We start from the raw sequence: 1,690 nt of genomic DNA on the forward strand, positions 1-1,690 counted from the left end.
GAACCGGCCCCGCCGAGCCGCCGACCAACGAGCCGCTCGGTACGGACGAGCGCCCCGATGTCGGGCTCGCGCAGTCCGGCAGCGGCGAGGACGCGATCGTCCGCCGCGAGACCGAGATCTGAGGATCGGGCCCCGCGGCCAGCCCCAGCGGACGAGGTTCGCGGGCGTCGCCGCCCCGGAGGCCGACCGTGCGCCGGGAAACCCGGCGAACGGCGCTGAGCCGCGGCGAGGCAAGGCGCCGCCCGGAGCGCGGCGCGGGCCGGGGATCCGTCCCGGCCGAGGTCGGCTCGGAGAGCGCCGGACAACGGGATGTCCGGATCCGTTCCGGCCCGCCGGGCCTCATCAGGCTGCCTCGTGCGAGAGCACACCTGCCTATTTTCTAGCCCATATTGCCTTCGGAATAATCATCTGCCGCGCGGCGTTGATCTTCGTATAGACCAACGTTGCACGAAGGATGATCAGGATGATCGGCAAAACGGCACTTGTCGCGGCTTTCGCCCTCGCCCTCGTTCCAAGTCTCGTCGGCGCGCAGAACGGTCGCTGGAGCGGCTACGGCGATAGAAGAGGCATCGTGGCACCGCCCCAGACCGTTGAGTTCGGCCGCGCGGTCGGCCCGCGCGATCCGACCGGCATCCTGCGCGGTCAGGGTATCAGCAGCCGCCACGGCGGCATCGGCAACATGGGCGGCGGCTCCGGCCGGAGTGCCAATACCGGGATCGGCCTCGGCGGCATCGGCGCCAACCAGGGCGCCCGGTTCTGAGCCTGCCCCCGGCGGCCCCGTTCAGGGACCGCCGGGTTCGGCCACCGGCCCCCCAGCCGTCCCCAGCCCGGCCTTCGCGGCCCGGCGGTTGACGATCCCGAGCCGCAGGACGGCCTGCTCCAAGAAGTCGAGCGCGTCGATGAGGCCCGCGCGGGCCTGTTCCACGGCCGCGTCGCCCTCCTCGGGCGGCGTCTCGGCGAGCTTCACGGCGGCGATCAGCACCCGGTCGCGCTCGTCCTCGATCCGGCCGTCGCGCTCGAGATGGCCGCGCACATCCGCGTCGAAGGCCTCCAGGACCGCGAAGGGGAGGGCGTCGCGCCCGATCCGGCCGGGAAAGCTCCTGGCCCGGCGGCGCCCTTCCTCGGCGGCGCGGGCGAGATGGTCGGCGAGGCTGTCCAAGGGCTGCTCCGGAATCGCGGCGAGGGCATCGACGAGGCGCCGATACCGGAACGCCCGGACCGGCATGCGGGCTGCGTGCCGCCCACCGTCGACCCTATCTTAGGATCGATGCTGGCGCTCGGCCCGCCGAGATGGCAGAGAGCGGCCTCGCCGAGCCCCCGAGCCGCAGGAACCGCGCCATCCCGCCCGCCACGCCATCCGGAGCCCCGGTGCCGCACAGGGCGGCCGCGTCCCGGCACTTCATCCTCCCCCTGATGGTCCTGCTCGTCGGCCTCCTCGCCGCCGGGGCTGCCGCGCTGCAGCTCAAGGGCGCGAGCGAGCGGCGCGATCACGAGCGCTTCGAGCGCCTCGCCGGGCAGCAGGTCAACCGCATCCGCGAGCGCCTGGAGACCTACGTCGCGCTGCTGCGCGGCGCGGCCGGGCTGCTCGCCGCGAGCGAGCGGGTGACGCGGCCGGAATTCGCCGCCTTCGTGGAGCGCCTGCGCATCGCCGACCTCTACGGCGGCACCCGCGGCATCGGCTACGCCCGCC

General features: G+C 73.8%; 2 protein-coding genes and 1 pseudogene. 2 read left to right on the plus strand and 1 reads right to left on the minus strand.

The annotated features are described in order from the left end of the window. Window positions 1-463: 463 nt before the first annotated feature. Window positions 464-760: a hypothetical protein gene (locus AX737_RS26265; protein WP_066926608.1), complete on the plus strand. Its 297-nt coding sequence runs from the start codon at window positions 464-466 to the stop codon at window positions 758-760. Between the two features lie 21 nt (window positions 761-781). Here AX737_RS26265 and AX737_RS26270 read toward each other — a convergent pair whose 3' ends face one another. Then, window positions 782-1,159 carry a hypothetical protein gene (locus AX737_RS26270; protein WP_066926610.1) on the minus strand — a complete coding sequence of 126 codons (378 nt, stop codon included), beginning with the start codon at window positions 1,157-1,159 and terminating at the stop codon, window positions 782-784. A 209-nt stretch (window positions 1,160-1,368) separates the two neighbouring features. On the opposite strand from AX737_RS26270, the pseudogene AX737_RS26275 reads away from it, so the two are divergent. After that, window positions 1,369-1,690, plus strand: a pseudogene (locus tag AX737_RS26275) (hypothetical protein); the annotation flags it as partial.

Origin of the sequence: Methylobacterium sp. CCH5-D2 (assembly GCF_001556475.1) — a bacterium.
In the GTDB taxonomy this organism is placed as follows: domain Bacteria; phylum Pseudomonadota; class Alphaproteobacteria; order Rhizobiales; family Beijerinckiaceae; genus Methylobacterium; species Methylobacterium hispanicum.